The organism is Rhodococcus sp. Eu-32 (assembly GCF_003336925.1).
Taxonomy (GTDB): Bacteria; Actinomycetota; Actinomycetes; order Mycobacteriales; family Mycobacteriaceae; genus Rhodococcoides; species Rhodococcoides kyotonensis_B.
Map to the genome: position 1 here is coordinate 147,547 of NZ_QGNK01000004.1, position 17,828 is coordinate 165,374.

Sequence of the window (17,828 nt, forward strand, 5' to 3'; positions counted from 1 at the left end):
CGACGAACCGACGAAGGACGCCGCCCATGACTCTGGACTCCGACGCACCGGATCACCTGTGGATGCATTTCGCCCGCATGGGTTCGTTCCAGGACAGGGACGTCCCCGTCATCACCAGGGGCGAGGGCAGTTACATCTACGACTCCCGTGGTCGCAGAATTCTGGACGGCTTGTCCGCGTTGTTCGTCGTGCAGGTGGGTCACGGACGCCGAGAACTCGCCGAGGTGGCGGCCGCGCAAGCAGCCGAGCTGGCGTACTTCCCCGTGTGGGGTTACGCGACACCGCCCGCACTGGAGCTCGCCGAGAGGCTGGCGACCTACACACCCGGAGACCTGAATCGCGTCTTCTTCACCACGGGTGGCGGCGAAGCCGTCGAGAGTGCATGGAAAGTCGCCAAGCAGCATTTCAAACTCGTTGGAAAACCGTTGAAGCACAAGGTGATCAGCAGGGCGACGGCGTACCACGGCACGACGCACGGAGCTCTGGCCATCACCGGGGTGCCTGCGATGAAACAGGCCTTCGAACCGTTGGCTCCAGGTGGCTTTCGGGCAGCGAACACCAACTTCTATCGGGCGGAAGCACATTCGGACGATCGCGAGGCGCACGCACTGTGGGCCGCAGACCGTGTCGAGGAAGCCATTCTGTTCGAGGGACCGGAGACCGTCGCCGCCGTCTTCGTCGAGCCGGTGCAGAACTCCGGTGGATGCCTGACCGCACCGGCCTCGTACTTCCGGCGCCTGCGCGAGATCTGCGACACGTACGACGTCTTGTTGGTATCCGACGAGGTGATCTGCGCGTTCGGCCGTCACGGAACCATGTTCGCGTGCACCAAGTTCGGCTACACACCCGACATCATCACGTGCGCGAAAGGCATGTCGTCCGGGTATGGACCCATCGGCGCGATGATTGCGTCCGAGCGGGTCGTCGAACCGTTCCTGGCGGACACGACCACGTCGTTCACGCACGGCTACACCTTCGGGGGACATCCGGTGTCGGCGGCGGTGTCACTGGCGAATCTCGACATATTCGAACGAGAGAACCTCAACCAGCACGTACTCGACAACGAGGACAGGTTCGAGAAGACCCTCGGTAAGTTGCTCGACCTTCCCATCGTGGGCGACGTGCGCGGCGACGGCTATTTCTGGGCCGTCGAACTCGTCACCGACAAGGCAACCAAAGGCCGACTCGACGCGGCCCAGCGAGAACGCGTCGTCAAGCAGTTCCTGCCGTCGGCGTTGTTCGACGCCGGTTTGTACTGCCGTCCCGACGACCGCGGCGACGCCGTGATTCAGGTGGCGCCACCGCTGACGTGCGGGCAAGCAGAGTTCGACGAGATGGAACAGATACTGCGCGACGTCCTGATCAGGACCGAGCAGCTGCTGTGAGTCAGGACGGTAGCTCGATCACCTGTCCGGTGTAGGCCGCACGTCGCGCCACGTCGAGCACCTCGAGCGTGTGAATGGCCTCCGCAGCCGGTACCGGCTGCGGTCCTTCGCAACGCACCGCTGCGGCGAACGCACTGTAGTAGTCCTGGTAGCTGCCCTGCTCCGACGGGACCTTTCGGGCGCCGGCGTCGGTATACAGAGTGCCCCAACGGTCTTCGAGCTCGTACCCCCACGATTCGGGATCGTCCACCGGCCTGCGCCCGGCGAAGATCGACTGTGCCTGGACGTCGGTTCCGTCGGAGTAGAAGCTGCCGTCGGTTCCGTACACGCGTAGCTGACGGGCCTGGAAGCGATTGATCTTGGTCGCCGAGACGGTGGAGTGCACACCGCTTGCATGGTCGATGTCGACGACGAATGCACTGTCCGTGCGCTGGTCACCGTCGCCGACCCAGTCCATCCGCGCATAGACCGACGTCGCCCTGCCGAACAGCCACAGCACCTGGTCGACGAGGTGTGAGCCCAGGTCTCGAAGCAGGCCGCCGGTCGGCCCCAACTCGAGCGTGGACGGCTCGTCCAGATCGAAGCGCGACTCGATGCGCCAGACACGACCGAGTTCTCCGCGATCGATCACGGCGCGCAGGGTCCTGATGTCCGCATCCCATCGGCGGTTCTGGAAGACGCTCAGGAGCAAACCCGCCTTGTCGGCAGCCTCGACGAGATCGAGTCCGCCCTGCGGGTCCGGCGCGAACGGCTTGTCGGCGACGACATGCACACCGCGAGACAGTGCTTCGAGGACCAACTCGCGACGCGTCTCCGGCGGCGTTGTGATCGTGACTGCGTCGACACCCGCATCGATGAGTTCACCGAGACTCTGGAACACAGGAGTGCCCGGCACGTCGCTCTGTACCTGGGCAGCACGCTCCGGCGACCGTGTCACGATGCCGACGAGTTCCACACCCTCGGCGGCTTGGACGAAGGGCACGTGAAAGTACTGACCACCGACTCCGTACCCGACAACTCCGATGCGCACCGCGCCTCCTCGGTCTCCTGAACTCATTACTCATTTGTTAAGACAACCGCACACATTACACAGTCGATACGGCCTCGAATCGACCTGCGAGTAACCGGAATCGGCCTCGGGCCGTCCATGGTGGCGGCGCCGAAAGCCCCCGTCGAATTCGCACCACCGAAAGTGCAAACGGGCTCGGAGCCGGGTTGTCTGTGCTTCAATCGGGAAGCGGTACGAATTCCGAGGGGCGAATCGACATGACTGTTGCAGTGAAATCGTCGGAACAGCATTACGCGTGGGGAGTCGCGTTGATGTCGTCACTGGCGGTGACCGGCATCGTGCAGAAGGTCGTCGCACTGGCCACGCTGGCCATGGCGGTGGTCGTCACGTTGGAAATGGCTTTCGGTTACGGGGCGACGACGCCGATCCCCTCAGGCGTGCAGTGGGCGTCGATGATCGCCGCGTACATCATGGGTGCCTTTTGGATGTTCGGCCCGTGGCCGACACTGAAGCAAGCGTTCGCATTCGTCATGATCGCCGATCTCGCTATCTTCTCCGCGACCATGGTGGCGGACTTTCCACCCGAGATAACCCTCGGAAAAACTGCGTTCCTGATCGAACTCGGAATGTTCGTCGGCTTCTTCTTCGAACGGTGGATGCTCGCAACTCACGTCGTATTCTGCATTCTCGCCGCGACGGTCATCGCCGTGTACGTCGTGATGTACGAGGGCGTGTCCGTGCTGATGGCGATCGTCGTCTGGTCGCCGGTCGTGGTCTCGATCGGGGGCTTCGCGCTGTTACTCCACTTCGCTGCACGGTCCATGCGCCTCGAGTTCGAATAGTCCGTCAGAGCTGCGCGACCAGTGCCGGCAGACCGGTGGCGGCAGTGGTGCGCCATCGAACGTCGGCCATGTCCGATATCTCGGTCTCGACCGGGTTGATCTCGACCACCTTCGCCCCGGTGCTGCGGGCCATGGCGGGCAAGCCCGCGAACGGGAACACGACGCCGGACGTTCCGACGACCAACACCAAGTCCGCGTGCTCGACGGCATCGACTGACGCGGACCACTGATCTTCCGGCAATGGTTCGCCGAACCACACCGCACCGGGACGCATCGGCCCGCCACACTCGGGGCACGACGGCGGCGGCACCCGGTCCGTTTCCTCGTCGACGACCTCTTCGTCGGGCTGCGAACGAACGCCGCATTCGGAACACCGCGGATCGAACAAGCTGCCGTGCACGTGCGCGAGCACGGTCGAACCGGCCCGCTCGTGTAGGTCGTCGACGTTCTGCGTCGCGATATCGAGATGCATTCGCTTCTGCCACTCGGTCAACGCGAAGTGACCCGCGTTGGGTTCGGCGCGCCGTACCAATTCGGCTCGCCACCGATACCAGCCCCACACAAGGTCCATGTCCCGTGCCCACCCGTCCGGGCTGGCCAGATCCGCGGGCTCGAAGTGGGACCACAATCCGGTCTGCGCGTCCCTGAACGTGGCGATGCCCGATTCCGCTGACATGCCCGCCCCTGTCAGGACTGCGACCCGGGACGCTGCGCGAGCGAGCTCGATGACAGCGTCCGGTACTTCGACGTCGACCATGTCGGCCAGTGTTCCATGGCCGACCGACATGTTCACGCCTCGAATCGTCGCGCAGCCCGCTCGACACGACCTCGATACTCACTCCAGTAACTGGCGTCGTCGGACGCCATGTTGTCGTTGTCGAGGCTGAGTCCCACCGACCCATCGATCAGTTCTCGAACGATGTCGGCGTGGCCCGCATGGCGGTCCATGTCGGCTATGACATGCACGATTATTCGGTGCAGCGTCACGGTGGCGCGATCCCGGGGCCAATGCGGGACGCGGCCAGGCGCATCGAGTGGCAGTTCGGCGATCGTCGAGTCGGAGTGCGCCCAGATCTGCGTGTAGAGACCGACGATGTACTCGGTGGATTCGTCGGGACCGGCCCACATGTCGGAATTCAGCTCGGCGTCGTCCTCCGCCCACGGAACTCGTCCGTCGAACGGCCGGTCGAATGTCCAACCGAAGTAGCCCAATTCGACCGCGGTGAGGTGTTTGACGAGTCCGAGCAGGTTGGTTCCGGTGGGCGTCATAGGTCGGCGAATGTCGTAGTCGGACAGCCCATCCAGCTTCCACAGCATGGCGTCGCGACCGGCTTGGAGATAGCGCTGCAGGTCGGCCTTCATCGCGTCGGTCATGCAGCCCACACTCTCACGGGGATCCGACATGTGGGTTCGAATTCAGCTGCTCACGCCACGAGTCAGTTCGCCACGCCCGACTTGTACAGCAACGCGTACGCCAGTTTGCCCGGCTTCGCATCCGAGTACGGAGCCGACAACTTGCCGAATTCGCCCTTGGTCGTGGCCTTTCCGTCGTTCCATGCGTCCAGGGCACCGAGTTCCGCTGCGGTTCTCCCGGTGTCGATCACCGCATCCTTGGGGACGGCAACCTGTGCACGCGAGACAGCCTCGACGGTCGCGAGGTAGCTGGCAAGGTCGTTGTTGTTCCATCCGCTGATGTCGACGGCGCCGGAGTCGCGAACCCAAGCTCCCCAGTAGAACTCCTGGAACGCAATCGATCCGGGAGTGAACCCGATGTCGCGAGCGAAATAGGTCAAGCTGCGGTACTTGTCGTCCTGGAAGTTGGCGAGGCCCACACCCGCAGGCAGTTGCTCGACTGGAACCTCGGAACCGTTGACGTCGCGGTTCCAGACCCATTTCTCGGCCTGCATCTTCGCCCAGAAGTCGGCGGGGCTCAGATCGCTCAGGTTTGCGACGACGCGCAGTCGAACATGTAGATTCGGTCCACCGTCGGCGGTCTCGTAGAACGACGTCAGCGTGTGATGACCGTCGGTCAGATACGGGACGCCGCCCGGGCCGATCACTACGGTCTTCATTGCGGCGATGCTCTCGTCGGTCTCCTGTCCGACGGGCAGTGCGCAGGTGAACGACGCGGGGTTGTCGAGACGGGCATCGGGTTGAACAGACGCAGCCTCGAGCTGGCCGTTCGCCTCGCACCAGTCGTCGAACTTCTTGTTGATCTCGTCCTTGCCCTGGCTGTAGCGGCCGAGCTTGTAGTAGACCTCGTCGTAGCCGAGCGACGGCTGGGTCGCGCGGACGTCGCCGATACGCATGTCGAGCAATTCGCCTGCTTCTGCGCAGCCGTACCGCGTTGCATTCGCCGAGCCTGCCGAACCCGTGGGCAGCACACCGGCGATCTGGCACAACAGCGGAGCTGCCGTCGCGGGTGCCGCTGTGACGACGTTGGTCGCCAGCGTGGTCGTCGCCGCGGCGAGGGCGAGTGCACCCATCGTGGCCGCCCGGCGAATCGATGCGGTGAGCATCTGTGAGAACTCCTCGAATAGGGAACGTGCGAGGGGTCAACCGTCGCCCAGCCCGCAAACCGGCCGGTGACCATGACATGTCCGGACGGTGATCCATAGATGAACGGACGTGAGACCGGCTGCCTCTGAACAATCTCCACATCCAAGCTCGATGTTGACCAATTCAGGCCCACGCCTTGCATTTCGGCGTTAGTCGAACTAATGTTCGACTATCACTTCGGCCCGGGGCACCATTTGTTGAGTACGGATGCGATAGCCGAGTTCCATCGATCGGTTGGCGAAGTCGATCGGTCGCTGGACAACGCCACACGAATCGAACAGATCACCGCACTCGAACGCATCAAGTCTGCAGCCGTCGCCGCGCAGGCGACACTCACTGCGGACCTCGATTCGGCGACACGCGTACAGAGAGCCGCCGACGGCGTTCCTGCATCACGGAGGTCGCGCGGTATTGCGGCACAGATCGGCCTTGCCCGGATGGACTCACCACACCGCGGCGGTACTCATCTCGGGCAGGCGCGAATCCTGTTGGAGGACATGCCTCATACCCTCGCACGACTTGCGGCGGGCGATCTGAACGAATGGCGTGTCAACCTGATAGTCAAGGAGATCGTGTGCCTCGACAAGGCCGACAGACAAGCGATCGATGTCGAATTGTGTTCGTCAGTCACTACTTTGGCGGGTCTGAGCGACAAAGCAGTAAGTGCACGGGCGGCCGGACTCGCGGCGGAGCGAGACGCGGCCGCCATCGTCGCTCGGGCGCGCAAGGCACCGGAGCAGCGATCGGTGACGAGCAGACCTGCACCCGACAGCATGGCTTACTTGACGTCACTCCTACCGATGAAACAGGCGATCAGCATTCACGCGACCCTGATGCGAGACGCGCAGCAGGCAATCTCCGATGGCGCGGGCGGTGATCGCACACGCAACCAGATCATGGCCGATCTGCTGACCGAGCGTGTGCTCGGCATCAGCAGCACCGATCAGGTGCCGGTCGCAGTCGACCTGGTGATCTCCGATCAATCGCTGCTCGCCGGGGGCGCCGCCCCCGCGCATGTTCAGGGGTACGGCCCGATTCCTGCGGCGATCGCGCGTGACCTCGTCGTCGGTGCACTCGTGCCGACGCCCGCGTCTCTCTCCGCCGCATCTATGCGAACCCATCGAGCGGATCTCTGACGGCGATGGAGTCCTCGGCGCGACTGTTCCCGAAGTCGTTGGCGCACTTGATCGACCTACGCGACAGGTGGTGCCGCACCCCGTGGTGCGGTGCACCCATTCGGCACCGTGACCACATCGTCGAGCACCGGAACGGCGGACCGACGTCCGCAGACTACGGCGCTGGCCTGTGCGAGGCGTGCAATCACGCGAAGCAGGCGCCTGGATGGAGTGCACATCCGACGACCAGCGAGAGTGGTCGCCATTCGTTCCGCATCACCACACCGACTGGACACATTTACGATTCGACGGCACCGGCACTGCCGACCCCCGCGGACCCGCAGCGCGGCGATCCGGATGGTCGGCGGCTTCCCCGGAGAGTCGGCAGACCGAAGCCCCGAAGGCGCTCGGCGCGGGGAACGCGGCCCGTGCGTCCACTGACGTCGAGCCGACGCTTGTCAGGAAGGCGGTAGCTCATGCGAAACGAGCCGCACCACAACCGCTTTGGACACCGGAGTGTTGGACTTGCGGGCAACATGGTCCAGCGGAACGAGCGGATTCGTCTCCGGGTAGTAGGCGGCTGCATTGCCCACCGGTGTGGAGAAAGCGACGATGCGGAACGCGTCGGCGCGACGCTCTTCGACGCTGCCGTCGGGACGAGTCCATTCGGAGACGAGATCGACCCGATCGCCGTCGCGGAAGCCGAGCGATTCGATATCGGTCGGGTTGACGAAGACGACACGTCGGCCGCCCTTCACGCCCCGGTATCGATCATCGAGCCCGTAGATGGTGGTGTTGTACTGGTCGTGGCTGCGCATCGTCTGCAGAACGAGGCGACCTTCGGGCACGGGCAACCACGTCAGCTCGTTGACGCCGAAGTTCGCCTTCCCGGTGGAGGTCATGAAGGTGCGGCTGTCGCGCGGCGGATGCGGAAGTCCGAAACCTTCCTTCTGCCTGACCTTTCGGTTGAAATCCTCGAACCCGGGGACGACCCGCGAGATGGAATCACGGATGAGGTCGTAGTCGTCGGCCAGCTTCGACCACTGCACCGAGTGTTCGCTGCCGAACAGTGCCTCGGCGATACCCGCGACAATTGCGACCTCCGAACGCATGTCGGGACTCGACGGAGTCAGGCCACCACGAGAACGGTGCACCATCGACATCGAATCCTCGACGGTGACGAATTGCTTGCCCGTGGCGCGCACATCCTTGTCGGTGCGACCGAGCGACGGAAGGATCAGAGCGGTCCTACCGTGGACGAGGTGGCTGCGGTTCAGCTTCGTCGACACCTGCACAGTCAACGAACACCGACGCAACGCTGCCTCGGTCACATGGGTGTCCGGAGTAGCGGACACGAAGTTCCCGCCCATGCCCATGAAGAACGACGCCTGACCGTCGCGCATCGCTCGGATCGAATCGACTGCGTCCAAACCGTGTTCGCGCGGCGACCGAATTCCGAACTCGGCGTCGAGCGCAGCGAGGAAGGCCTCGGGCATCTTCTCCCAGATCCCCATCGTGCGGTCACCCTGCACGTTGGAATGTCCGCGCACCGGGCATACTCCTGCGCCCGGCTTGCCGATCATTCCCCGTGCGAGCAGCAGGTTCACCGCTTCCTCGATGGTCGCGACGCCGTGCGTCTGCTGCGTCAGCCCCATCGCCCAGCAGATGATCGTGGCATTCGAGGCGATCATCGCGTCGGCGGTAGCCCGAAGCTGGTCCATCGTCAGACCGGTTGCTTCGAGGACGACGTCCAGGTCGACCCGGCGAATGTGCTCGATCCACGCGTCGAAGCCCGCGGTGTGGCGCGCGATGAAGTCGTGGTCGAGAACCGTTCCGGGAGCAGCGTCCTCGGCGTCGACGAGCAGCTTGCCGAGCCCCTGGAACAGGGCCATGTCTCCACCGATGCGGATCTGCAGGTAGTCGTCGGAGATCGCGATACCGTCTCCGATCACTCCACCTACTCGCTGCGGGTCCTTGAAGCGCTGCAGGCCTGCCTCGACGAGCGGGTTGACGGCGATGACCCTCGCGCCGTTGCGCTTGGCCTTCTCCAGCGTCGACAGCATGCGCGGATGATTGGTGCCCGGGTTCTGGCCGGCGATGACGATCAGGTCCGCATTCTCGATGTCCGGCACGGAGACCGAACCCTTGCCGATACCGATCGACGCGGACAATGCGCTGCCAGACGATTCGTGGCACATGTTGGAACAGTCCGGCATGTTGTTCGTGCCGTAGGACCGAATGAGCAGCTGGTACAGGAACGCAGCCTCGTTGGACGTGCGTCCGGAGGTGTAGAAGATCGCCTCGTGCGGGCTCGTGAGCGACCGGAGCTCGTCGGCGATCAGCGCGTTCGCATCGTCCCAGCCGATGGGCTCGTAGTGAGTCGCACCGGGACGCAGCACCATCGGATGTGTCAGGCGCCCTTGCTGCCCGAGCCAGTACTCGGTGCGGCCGAGCAGATCCTCGACCGAATGCTCGGCGAAGAACGCGGGCCCGACCGTGCGCTTCGTGGCCTCTTCGGCGACGGCTTTGGCGCCGTTCTCGCAGAATTCAGCGTGCTTACGGTGACCGGGAGTCTCGGGCCAGGCGCACCCTGGGCAATCGAAACCCTTGCGTTGATTCAGAGAGGCGAGCGACAACGCCGTTCGGGCGGCACCCATCTGTTCGACTCCGCGCTGCAACGACACGAGCACGGCGGGCACCCCAGCCGCATAACTCTTCTTGTCCGTGACGACGATGCTGTCCTCGTCGTACTCGTAGTCGTGTCGCACAGTCATGCACAGACGGTGCATCACCGCACCCACGCGCGTCCAAGACGCAGCGCCTACTGGTCGATAGGTGGCACCGATGACGACTGGTCGAGGTCTCGGGCCGTGTCCTCCAATGCGCGGACGAGTGCCGACCCCTGCGCGCCTCTACCGGTGATCAGCCCGACCACGGGAGCGTCGAAACCACCCGCGAGCGGAATGCAGCGCAGCCCTGGCGGTTCCCCGAACACCCGTCGCCAGACGCGCGGCACGACCGCCGCCCACTGACCGGTCTTGACATGGGCATAGAGCGACGCGATCGAGTCGGTCTCGACCTGCGGGGCATGTGTCACGCCGTCGGACGCGAAGAATTCGTCCAGAATCCGACGTCCCCGCATCATCGACGGGAGAGCACACAGCGGCAGGCTCGACGCTTCCCGCCACGTGATGCTGTCACCGCCTGCTGTCGTCGAGTCGGCGGACACGAGCAGGTCGTAGAACTCGCGGTAGAGCGGGAACGTTCGATATCGCGTCGTGATGTCGTCGTCGAGATACGTGATGCCACCGTCGAGTTCGAATCTGTCGATCCGTGCGGTGATGTCGGCAGACGGCAGATCTTCGGCCAGATTCACCGAGACGAGTGGATGCCTGCCGCACAGCGGACCGGTCAGATCTGCGACGGTGGCCGATGCCGTCGGAACGACTCCGAGCCGAACCGTACCGGTGACACCCGTCCGCAGGGCGGCGGCTTCGTGTTTCAACGATTGCTGGTCGGAGACGATGCGCCTGGCCCACCGAACGATCTGCTCGCCCTCCGGCGTCAGACCTTCGAACCTGCGCCCGCGCACGATCAACGGCAGGTCGAGTTCGATCTCCAGCTTTCGGATCGCCTCGGACAGAGCAGGCTGCGACACGTGACACGCCTCGGCTGCCCGCGTGAAATGCCGTTCGCGTGACAGCGCGACGAGGTACTCCAGTTGACGAAACAGCATCCTCTACACCCGGCCTGTCGCTCCGCGCGAGACCAGCCGAGGCCCGAGTGCTACCACGCCAGCCAGGGCTCCTCGGTACGTACGGTGATGCCCACCTCGCTCGCGTCGAGACGGGCTACACCGAAGAGTTGCTCCAGCAGATCGATCTCGGAACCGTCGGCCCACCGGCGGGCGCGATGCACCGCACGGGACGCCGTCAGAGTGACCGACGCCGAACCACATTCGACCTCCACCCGTCCATACCCTCCGGGGCGGACGTCGGTCGTGAGCGTGGTTAAGGTCGACGACGAGAACTCGATACGTCCCCTGACGTCGAGAACGAATCGGCATCGCGCCACTGTATCGAATTCGGGTTCCCCGAGGCGAATACGCGAATCCTCCAGTCCCAGAGCGTCGAAGAGTTCACTCGCCGACGTTCCGCTCAGCCAGACCGCGCAATCGTATCCGTCGACTATCGATGCGATCGTCACCGCAAGGGACGCGGCCGAATGTCCGTCGGTGTCGACCAGCGCGACGATGTCCGGAATGCGATAGCGCAGACCCGAAGTCCTCGCCGCCGGATCCGTGACGAGCCGAGACAGCGCCAATGCCTCGTGATTCTTCCTACTCACGCGGTCCGATACTTCCCGCTCACCCCAATCCGGTCCGTCGTGCCAGGCCAGGGCCGCCGGCTCGTACGCGAGGACCGCGCCCATCATGAACGCACGGTTCGCGAATTCCCAGTCCTCTCCCCCGTACTGTACGAACGACTCGTCGAACCCACCGACGGCATCGAACAGTGCCCGGCTGCACGTCATCACGGCACTGAGAACGTACTTGTAGCCGTCCCACCCGGGCTCCAACAGGTTCGACGTACGCGCGTATCCGTCGACGAGCCAGGCCGGTTCACGATCGTGTCCGGACTCGTCCTGTGCGGTGATCCACTGCAGCACCGCAGACTCGGTGATCTCGGACAGATCCGCATGCTTGCGCCTGCCGACGACGAGCGCGTCGGGTACGAGCGACGGCAAACGAACCGCGTGACGGATGTAGTCGGGTGTCGGCACGGTGTCCGCGTCGAGGAAACACAGAACCTGCCCCGTCGACGCATGAGCACCGAGATTCCTGGCGGCGGCGGCCCGAAACCCGTTGTCCTCCTGCGTCACCACCGAAATCGACAGGTCGGTTCGCCACCGCTCGACGTCGGGTGCGACGGCCGACCCGTCGTCGGCGACGACGACGTCGACCCGTTCCAGGGGATAGTGCTGCGCAGCCAATGCCGTCAGCACGAGCGACAATTGGGCGGGCTGGTCGTAATACGGAACGATCACGCTGACCGTCGGGCAGGAACCTGTTCCGTCGGCGAGATCCCACCGGTTGTCCGGTACGGCAACGTGTGTGTCGTCGACGCGGAACACGTCGGTCACCGACGCCACCTCGCCAGCACCTCGGCGTAGGCGTTCGCGACATCGGACGGCGACGGTACCGGCTCGACGGACGGATCGAGCCAGGTCGTGCTCGAGTCCTCCACCGCAGCGAAGATCGCGGACTGCAGGGACTCGTCGTCGTTGCCGTGGATCGTCACCACGCCCGGCGACCGTCGGTCGAGTTCGTCGATGTAGTCGCTCTGCGGAACCAACGGCCTGCGGCCCTGGGCGATCCACGTGTTGATCGAACCGGATGCGGACATGTGCCGGTGGTACGCGACCGGGACGGTGACACCGCGCATCCTTTCGCGCATCTCGTCGTCGTCGAGGTAGCCGGTGACCTCGCACGAGCGCCCCGATTGGGCTGCAACGGAACGCAATTCGTCGACGAGATCGTCGTGGCCCGGCGACGGCGCACCGAGCGCCAGGAATCCCACGGTCGGCGGAAGGCCTGCCATGGCGCGCAGCGTCTCGATGTGTCCTTTACCCGGGTACAGAAATCCGAGAACGCCGACGGTCGGCACCGCGGGCATCGGCGACATCGGATGCTGCACACGGGATCCGATCATGAGCGGAACCACCTCGGGTACCGCCTCGGGGGCCACGTGCCGTTTCAGGAGCCCGGCTTCGTGCTCGCTCGACACCACCACCCCTGCCGCTGCATCGACCGCGGTCCGGTAGAAATCGACCCGAGCGTTCATCGACGAACCGTCCGACGGCTGCGGCAGGTCGTGCAGCGTGACCGACACAGGACGGCCGACGGCTTCGACCACGGACAGCAGGTGCTTCGTCGCCTGCGCAGGCGACGTGCCGAACAACCTGTCCGTGACATGCAGGTGGACCAGGCCGCAGGCGGAAAAATCCGACGGCAACGGCGACCACGGGGTGTCGAGCAACACCCTCCGGTGCCCGACGCCTTCCGCGGCCAGCGCCTCGTGAACCGACACCGCGTACTCGACGACACCGTGCTTGCGCGGGCCGATGACGAGGTGACACACGTCGGTGCTCATGACGCGAGCCCGAGGATGTCGAGCAACTCGGCGTAACGCGTCAGCGCCGCCTCGATGAACTCGGGATGGTGTGCATACCAGGCAATCTGGGCGATGCGGACCTCGTCGTCGGTCAGCGATGTGCCGTCGACCAGCCACCGGTCACGTGGTGACGCGGCCAGACTCAACGCCTCGACGACACGACTTTCCAACGGCGCGCGGACGTTTCCGAGGAGCTCGCGATCCGGCGCACTGGGGCCCGATGCGTCCAGCATGTCGAGCAGACGAGTTCCGAGCGTCATCAGCACCGGGTTGCCGGGATGATTGATCGTGTGAGCCGCTCGGTCGCCCAGACCGAGCAGGACGTCGGAAACCCCTACGTCGCAGTGCTTTTCCTCGCGACGTGACAGTTGTTCGACACTCCACGCTGCGGCGGCGCGAATACGATCGGGGGTAACGTCGACGTCCCACTCCTCGCGGGCGAATCTGCCGTCACGCACGGCGAGAATCGTGCGCAGGTCGTGATACGGAACGGCCGCTGGCACCGCCGACGGTCGGTCGGGCGAACGGACGATTGCCTGGAACGGAAACAGCCCGCCGTATCGAACGACCGGCCAGACGATGGTCTTCGTGTCGGCTCCGGCGGCGTCCGCGATGTCGGCCGTCCCGATCGGCAGGTCGCGATACCCGGCGCGCACGGGCTGGGACACGATGACCGCGGCCCCGTCGAGAAGCCGTTCGACGTGAGGCAGATCGTCGGACAGCAGCTCGTGCACCGGCGGGATGCGGACCGTCCGGTACGGCAGATCCGGAGAGCTCGACAGCACGATACGAAGGGCCTCTGCCTGGCAGTTTCCCCAGACGACCAGTACCGGCCGATCGTCTCGTCCTACCGCTTCGCTGACGCCGTAGAACTCCCCGTAATGCACTGTTCGGACACTCGGGGTCCGTCCGCGGGGCGGTCTCACAGCGCCGCCGCCGTCGCCGCACGTCGCGGTAGTATCTCCAACGTCACCAAGAACACTCCTTCTCGAGCAGCCGGGCAGGGTACGCCACTACCTCCTATATCCCGTCTGCAGACAGAGGAACCCTCCGATTTGATCACCGTCGCTTCGGTGCCCACCGCACACCAGTACGTGGCCCATCTCGAACCCGTCACCGGTACGACCGTCGTCCGGCTGCCGGATCCCATTCCGTCCGGCGCCACGACCAACGATCCGTGGTGGCCGCCTCGGTGGCTGGAAGCGGATTGGCTGGCGGAGAACGTCCACACGTTCGACGTACTTCACCTGCACTTCGGTTTCGACGCACTTCCGCCCGAACAACTCGTCGACGTCGCCACCGTGTTGCGTGACCACGGCAAGCCCCTCGTCCTGACCGTGCACGACCTGCACAATCCGCACTTCGCGGACAACACTCTGCATCTCGAACATCTCGATGTGTTGGTGCCCGCCGCGGCCGAGGTCGTCACGTTGACCGACGGCGCTGCCGCCGAGATCGTGTCGCGCTGGGGCGTCGACGCCACCGTCGTGCCTCATCCGCATGTTGCTCCGCTCGATCTGATCGGTGGCCCGCGCCCGAGTTCCGACCGTTTCGTCATCGGGGTCCATGCCAAGAACCTGCGCGCCAACCTCGATCCGCTGGCCGTCATGGATGCCGTCGTGAGAGCGGCCGACGAGATCCCCGACGCGGTCGTCCGGCTCGACATCGACGAACAAGTCTTCGCGTCCGACGACGAACGCGGCGTCAGGCCGGTCGGTGACGCGCTGCGACAGTACGAGAACCGCGGTGTCGACGTACGAATCCACCGGCGCTTCGACGACGACGAATTATGGCTCTACCTGACCGAGATCGATGTGTCGGTGCTGCCGTACAGGTTCGGAACGCACTCGGGGTGGCTCGAGGCGTGTTACGACGTCGGCACGGCGGCGATCGCACCCGACTGCGGTTACTACGCCGAGCAGAAACCCTGTCACACGTATCGATTCGGCCTGGACAGGTTCGACCCCGAATCGCTGACGACGGCCGTACACGACGCGTCCGACGCGCGTGACCGCGTCGCCTCCGCGTCACGGCAGGCACGCGAGCAGGAACGAGCTCGAATCGCCGAGATGCACGAATCGATCTACCGTCGCGCACTCTTCCGCGCCGGCTCGTCCGTGGCGGTACCGCGATGATCGGTTACTACGCGCATCACCACGGGTCCGGTCACGTCACCCGCGCCACGTCGATCGCGGCAGCCAGTGACGAGCAGTTCGTCGTTCTGTCGTCGCGAAAGCGACCGTCTCACAGCGACATCGAATGGGTCACGCTTCCTCTCGACGTCGACGAGGACGTCTCCCCGATCGACCCGACCGTGGGCGGAACACTGCACTGGGCTCCGCTGGGTGTCCGCGGTCTGACGGACCGGATGGTTGCCATCGCCGACTGGATCGCACGCATGCGTCCGCGGGTGTTCGTCGTCGACGTGTCGGTGGAGGTGGCTGTGTTCGTCCGGCTGCTCGGCGTTCCGGTCGTCGTCATGGCGATGCCCGGCGAGCGAGACGACGCTCCACACCGACTCGCCTACCAGGCCGCGACCCGCATCGTCGCGCCGTGGTCGCAGTCTGTGTACGACCCGACATGGTTGCGCGTGCACGCCGACAAAACCGATTACGTCGGCGTCGTCAGCAGATTCGCCGGCCGCGCACACGAGACCGTCGACGACGCCCCAGGCGTGCTCGTGTTGGGCGGCGCGGGCGGAACCGCGCTCACCGCACGCGATATCGACGACGCAGCTGCATCCGACACTCGATTCGATTGGGCGGCCGTGGGTCTCGACGCGTCGACCTGGGTCGACGACGTATGGCCCCTGCTGTGTTCCGCATCCGTCGTCGTCACACACGCGGGTCAGAATGCGATCGCGGATGTCGCGTGCGCAGGAACGCGCGCCGTCGTCATCCCGCAACATCGTCCGTACGACGAACAGGTCGCGACCGCAGCCGCGTTGGCGGGCTCGTCGGTGGCCGTCACTGCGGCGCAGTGGCCGTCGGCGGAGAATTGGCCACGACTGCTCGACGACGCATTGGCCTTGAATCCCGCTGCGTGGAAACAGGTTCGGCAGGACGGCGCCGCCGAACGTGCGGCCTCCGCGATCTCTCAGGCGGTGCCGTCGTGAACATCGCCGTCGTCACCGTCGTGTCGGGACGGCACGAGCACCTGGCAGGCCAACTGCGTGGCCTCGCAGAGTCGTCGCCGGCACCCTGGCTGCACGTCGTCGTGGCGATGGGTGACGACGCGATCGCCGACGTGGTTGCCGAAAGCGGGAGCGACGCGACTGTCGTCTCGGTGGATGCGCCGAGGCCCCGATTGCCGATTGCCCACGCGCGCAACACCGGTGCGACGACGGCGATCGAGGCGGGAGCCGACGTGTTGGTGTTCCTGGACGTCGACTGCATCCCCGGCACGGACATGCTGAGGCGCTACGCGGATGCTGCTCGCAGCCACGGGCACTACCTGCTGTGCGGCCCGGTCACGTACCTCCCTCCCAAGGACGGGCCGTGGGCCACCGACGAACTCGTCGCCAACACGCGCCCGCACACTGCCCGACCCGACCCACTTCCCGGAATCGTCGAGGAAGGTGACAACTACGATCTGTTCTGGTCGCTGTCGTTCGGTGTCACGCCGACGACGTGGGCGTCGATCGGCGGATTCTTCGAGGGCTATTCGGGTTACGGCGGCGAGGACACCGATTTCGCCGCCACGGCACGAGCGGCGGGCGTCGGGCTCGGCTGGGTGGGCGGGGCGCACGCCTATCACCAACACCACCCGGTGTCATCGCCGCCCGTCGAGCATCTCGACGACATCGTGCGCAATTCCGCTGTCTTCCACAGGCGCTGGAATCGTTGGCCGATGGAAGCATGGTTGACCGAATTCGAGCGCCGAGGTCTGATCACTCGGACGCAGGCAGGTACTATTTCTCGCATCCACTGAACGTGGAGTGAACAACGGACCAACGGGTAAACATCGTCGGGCCCACCACCTCCGGACCCACGCGACCAGACCGAGGACTGACTGCTCATGAGTACATCGCCCACAACCGACCGTCCACCGACTCTGGTGAGAGCCTGGGCGGGCGACCTCGAAACGGATCGGCTCTACGCCCTGCTGAAGTTGCGCGTCGAGGTGTTCGTCGTCGAGCAGGCCTACTTCTACCCGGAGCTCGACGGATACGATCTGCTTCCGCGCACTCGGCACTTCTGGCTCGAGCGGGACGGGGACGTCATCGGAACCGTGCGCCTGTTGGAAGAAAATTCGGGCAACGAGAAGTCCTACAGCCTTGGGCACCTGTGCACCCGGCGCTCCGATCGCGGCCACGGCCATACCACGCGGTTGCTGCAGGCAGCCCTGGCCGACGTCGGATCAGCGCCCTGCCGTATCGATTCACCGAGCTACCTCGTCGAGATGTACACGCGTCACGGATTCGTTCAGGTCGGTGACGAGATCATCGACAACGGCGTGCCGCTGGTTCCGTTGCTACGGGACACCCGCCCGTAACGACGGAACCAGCGTGCGACCGACTCAGTGGGGTCGGTTGCCGTCGGTGTCGTCGAAGAAGGACCACTCCCCGTCGTGATCGACCTCGATGCGCCAGCCCAGCTCCGTGTCGTCTGCCTTCTGGTCGATGAACCATGCGTGCGCGTCGTCGGCGCTCTCGATGGTCTTGGTTGCCACGACGTCGCCCTTGGGGTTCAGAACTCTGTAATCAGCCATGCCTGTCCGTACCCGGCGCCGCGTCGATCTCAAAC

Annotated in this window: 17 protein-coding genes; 7 read left to right on the forward strand and 10 right to left on the reverse strand. The window is 64.9% G+C overall.

Translation table 11 applies throughout. From position 1 onward, the window contains the following. Window positions 1-26: 26 nt before the first annotated feature. A complete protein-coding gene (locus DK926_RS06890; protein ID WP_114329798.1) occupies window positions 27-1,385 on the forward strand; it encodes an aspartate aminotransferase family protein in 1,359 nt (452 codons plus the stop codon). A 1-nt stretch (window position 1,386) separates the two neighbouring features. Here DK926_RS06890 and DK926_RS06895 read toward each other — a convergent pair whose 3' ends face one another. Further along, window positions 1,387-2,442, reverse strand: a complete 1,056-nt coding sequence (locus DK926_RS06895; protein WP_114329799.1) for a Gfo/Idh/MocA family oxidoreductase — start codon at window positions 2,440-2,442, stop codon at window positions 1,387-1,389. Between the two features lie 209 nt (window positions 2,443-2,651). Here DK926_RS06895 and DK926_RS06900 point away from each other — a divergent pair, with 209 nt between their 5' ends. Continuing rightward, on the forward strand, window positions 2,652-3,236 hold the full coding sequence (locus DK926_RS06900; protein ID WP_114329898.1) for a giguanylate cyclase: 585 nt from the start codon (window positions 2,652-2,654) through the stop codon (window positions 3,234-3,236). Between the two features lie 4 nt (window positions 3,237-3,240). Here the strand turns inward: DK926_RS06900 and DK926_RS06905 are convergent, their stop codons facing one another. From DK926_RS06905 to DK926_RS06915, 3 genes are all read right to left on the reverse strand, one after another. Further along, window positions 3,241-4,023, reverse strand: a complete 783-nt coding sequence (locus tag DK926_RS06905; RefSeq protein WP_279387066.1) for an NAD-dependent deacylase — start codon at window positions 4,021-4,023, stop codon at window positions 3,241-3,243. Between the two features lie 2 nt (window positions 4,024-4,025). Continuing rightward, window positions 4,026-4,610: a DinB family protein gene (locus DK926_RS06910; protein WP_114329899.1), complete on the reverse strand. Its 585-nt coding sequence runs from the start codon at window positions 4,608-4,610 to the stop codon at window positions 4,026-4,028. A gap of 62 nt (window positions 4,611-4,672) precedes the next feature. Continuing rightward, window positions 4,673-5,755, reverse strand: a complete 1,083-nt coding sequence (locus DK926_RS06915; protein ID WP_243636689.1) for a ParB/Srx family N-terminal domain-containing protein — start codon at window positions 5,753-5,755, stop codon at window positions 4,673-4,675. A gap of 237 nt (window positions 5,756-5,992) precedes the next feature. Between DK926_RS06915 and DK926_RS06920 the strand changes: the two genes are divergently transcribed. Then, on the forward strand, window positions 5,993-6,931 hold the full coding sequence (locus tag DK926_RS06920; protein WP_243636690.1) for a DUF222 domain-containing protein: 939 nt from the start codon (window positions 5,993-5,995) through the stop codon (window positions 6,929-6,931). Window positions 6,932-7,368: 437 nt separating this feature from the next. Here DK926_RS06920 and DK926_RS06925 read toward each other — a convergent pair whose 3' ends face one another. Genes DK926_RS06925 through DK926_RS06945 form a run of 5 tightly spaced genes read right to left on the reverse strand, consistent with a single transcriptional unit; the run spans window position 7,369 to window position 13,970 of the window. Continuing rightward, on the reverse strand, window positions 7,369-9,684 hold the full coding sequence (locus DK926_RS06925; protein WP_114329901.1) for an FdhF/YdeP family oxidoreductase: 2,316 nt from the start codon (window positions 9,682-9,684) through the stop codon (window positions 7,369-7,371). 47 nt (window positions 9,685-9,731) lie between these two features. Beyond that, window positions 9,732-10,646 carry a LysR family transcriptional regulator gene (locus tag DK926_RS06930; RefSeq protein WP_114329800.1) on the reverse strand — a complete coding sequence of 305 codons (915 nt, stop codon included), beginning with the start codon at window positions 10,644-10,646 and terminating at the stop codon, window positions 9,732-9,734. Window positions 10,647-10,696: 50 nt separating this feature from the next. Continuing rightward, a complete protein-coding gene (locus DK926_RS06935) occupies window positions 10,697-12,052 on the reverse strand; it encodes a glycosyltransferase (protein ID WP_114329902.1) in 1,356 nt (451 codons plus the stop codon). Next, on the reverse strand, window positions 12,049-13,062 hold the full coding sequence (locus DK926_RS06940) for a hypothetical protein (protein ID WP_114329801.1): 1,014 nt from the start codon (window positions 13,060-13,062) through the stop codon (window positions 12,049-12,051). The genes DK926_RS06935 and DK926_RS06940 overlap by 4 nt, the downstream gene beginning before the upstream one ends. Beyond that, on the reverse strand, window positions 13,059-13,970 hold the full coding sequence (locus tag DK926_RS06945; protein ID WP_243636691.1) for a WcbI family polysaccharide biosynthesis putative acetyltransferase: 912 nt from the start codon (window positions 13,968-13,970) through the stop codon (window positions 13,059-13,061). Before DK926_RS06945 ends, DK926_RS06940 begins: the two co-directional genes overlap by 4 nt. A gap of 186 nt (window positions 13,971-14,156) precedes the next feature. Between DK926_RS06945 and DK926_RS06950 the strand changes: the two genes are divergently transcribed. The 4 genes from DK926_RS06950 to DK926_RS06965 all read left to right on the forward strand — a co-directional run bounded on the left by DK926_RS06950 (window position 14,157) and on the right by DK926_RS06965 (window position 17,577). Then, entirely contained in the window at window positions 14,157-15,218 is a 1,062-nt protein-coding gene (locus DK926_RS06950; protein ID WP_114329903.1) for a hypothetical protein, read from the forward strand. Continuing rightward, window positions 15,215-16,198: a glycosyltransferase gene (locus DK926_RS06955; protein ID WP_114329803.1), complete on the forward strand. Its 984-nt coding sequence runs from the start codon at window positions 15,215-15,217 to the stop codon at window positions 16,196-16,198. Before DK926_RS06950 ends, DK926_RS06955 begins: the two co-directional genes overlap by 4 nt. Then, a complete protein-coding gene (locus tag DK926_RS06960; protein ID WP_114329804.1) occupies window positions 16,195-17,013 on the forward strand; it encodes a galactosyltransferase-related protein in 819 nt (272 codons plus the stop codon). Before DK926_RS06955 ends, DK926_RS06960 begins: the two co-directional genes overlap by 4 nt. An 87-nt stretch (window positions 17,014-17,100) precedes the next feature. Further along, window positions 17,101-17,577, forward strand: a complete 477-nt coding sequence (locus tag DK926_RS06965) for a GNAT family N-acetyltransferase (RefSeq protein ID WP_114329805.1) — start codon at window positions 17,101-17,103, stop codon at window positions 17,575-17,577. Window positions 17,578-17,601: 24 nt separating this feature from the next. On the opposite strand, the gene DK926_RS06970 is transcribed toward DK926_RS06965, so the two are convergent. Beyond that, window positions 17,602-17,793 (reverse strand): hypothetical protein, encoded by a 192-nt coding sequence (locus tag DK926_RS06970; RefSeq protein ID WP_068431577.1) that lies wholly within the window; start codon window positions 17,791-17,793, stop codon window positions 17,602-17,604. Window positions 17,794-17,828: the final 35 nt, after the last annotated feature.

Coding starts and splice junctions, on each gene's coding strand:
- DK926_RS06930 (WP_114329800.1), bottom strand. CDS start 10,646: ATGCTGTTTCGTCAACTGGAGTACCTCGTCGCGCTGTCACGCGAACGG.
- DK926_RS06925 (WP_114329901.1), bottom strand. CDS start 9,684: ATGACTGTGCGACACGACTACGAGTACGACGAGGACAGCATCGTCGTC.
- DK926_RS06905 (WP_279387066.1), bottom strand. CDS start 4,023: ATGTCGGTCGGCCATGGAACACTGGCCGACATGGTCGACGTCGAAGTA.
- DK926_RS06970 (WP_068431577.1), bottom strand. CDS start 17,793: ATGGCTGATTACAGAGTTCTGAACCCCAAGGGCGACGTCGTGGCAACC.
- DK926_RS06910 (WP_114329899.1), bottom strand. CDS start 4,610: ATGACCGACGCGATGAAGGCCGACCTGCAGCGCTATCTCCAAGCCGGT.
- DK926_RS06955 (WP_114329803.1), top strand. CDS start 15,215: ATGATCGGTTACTACGCGCATCACCACGGGTCCGGTCACGTCACCCGC.
- DK926_RS06965 (WP_114329805.1), top strand. CDS start 17,101: ATGAGTACATCGCCCACAACCGACCGTCCACCGACTCTGGTGAGAGCC.
- DK926_RS06915 (WP_243636689.1), bottom strand. CDS start 5,755: ATGCTCACCGCATCGATTCGCCGGGCGGCCACGATGGGTGCACTCGCC.
- DK926_RS06890 (WP_114329798.1), top strand. CDS start 27: ATGACTCTGGACTCCGACGCACCGGATCACCTGTGGATGCATTTCGCC.
- DK926_RS06900 (WP_114329898.1), top strand. CDS start 2,652: ATGACTGTTGCAGTGAAATCGTCGGAACAGCATTACGCGTGGGGAGTC.
- DK926_RS06940 (WP_114329801.1), bottom strand. CDS start 13,062: ATGAGCACCGACGTGTGTCACCTCGTCATCGGCCCGCGCAAGCACGGT.
- DK926_RS06895 (WP_114329799.1), bottom strand. CDS start 2,442: ATGAGTTCAGGAGACCGAGGAGGCGCGGTGCGCATCGGAGTTGTCGGG.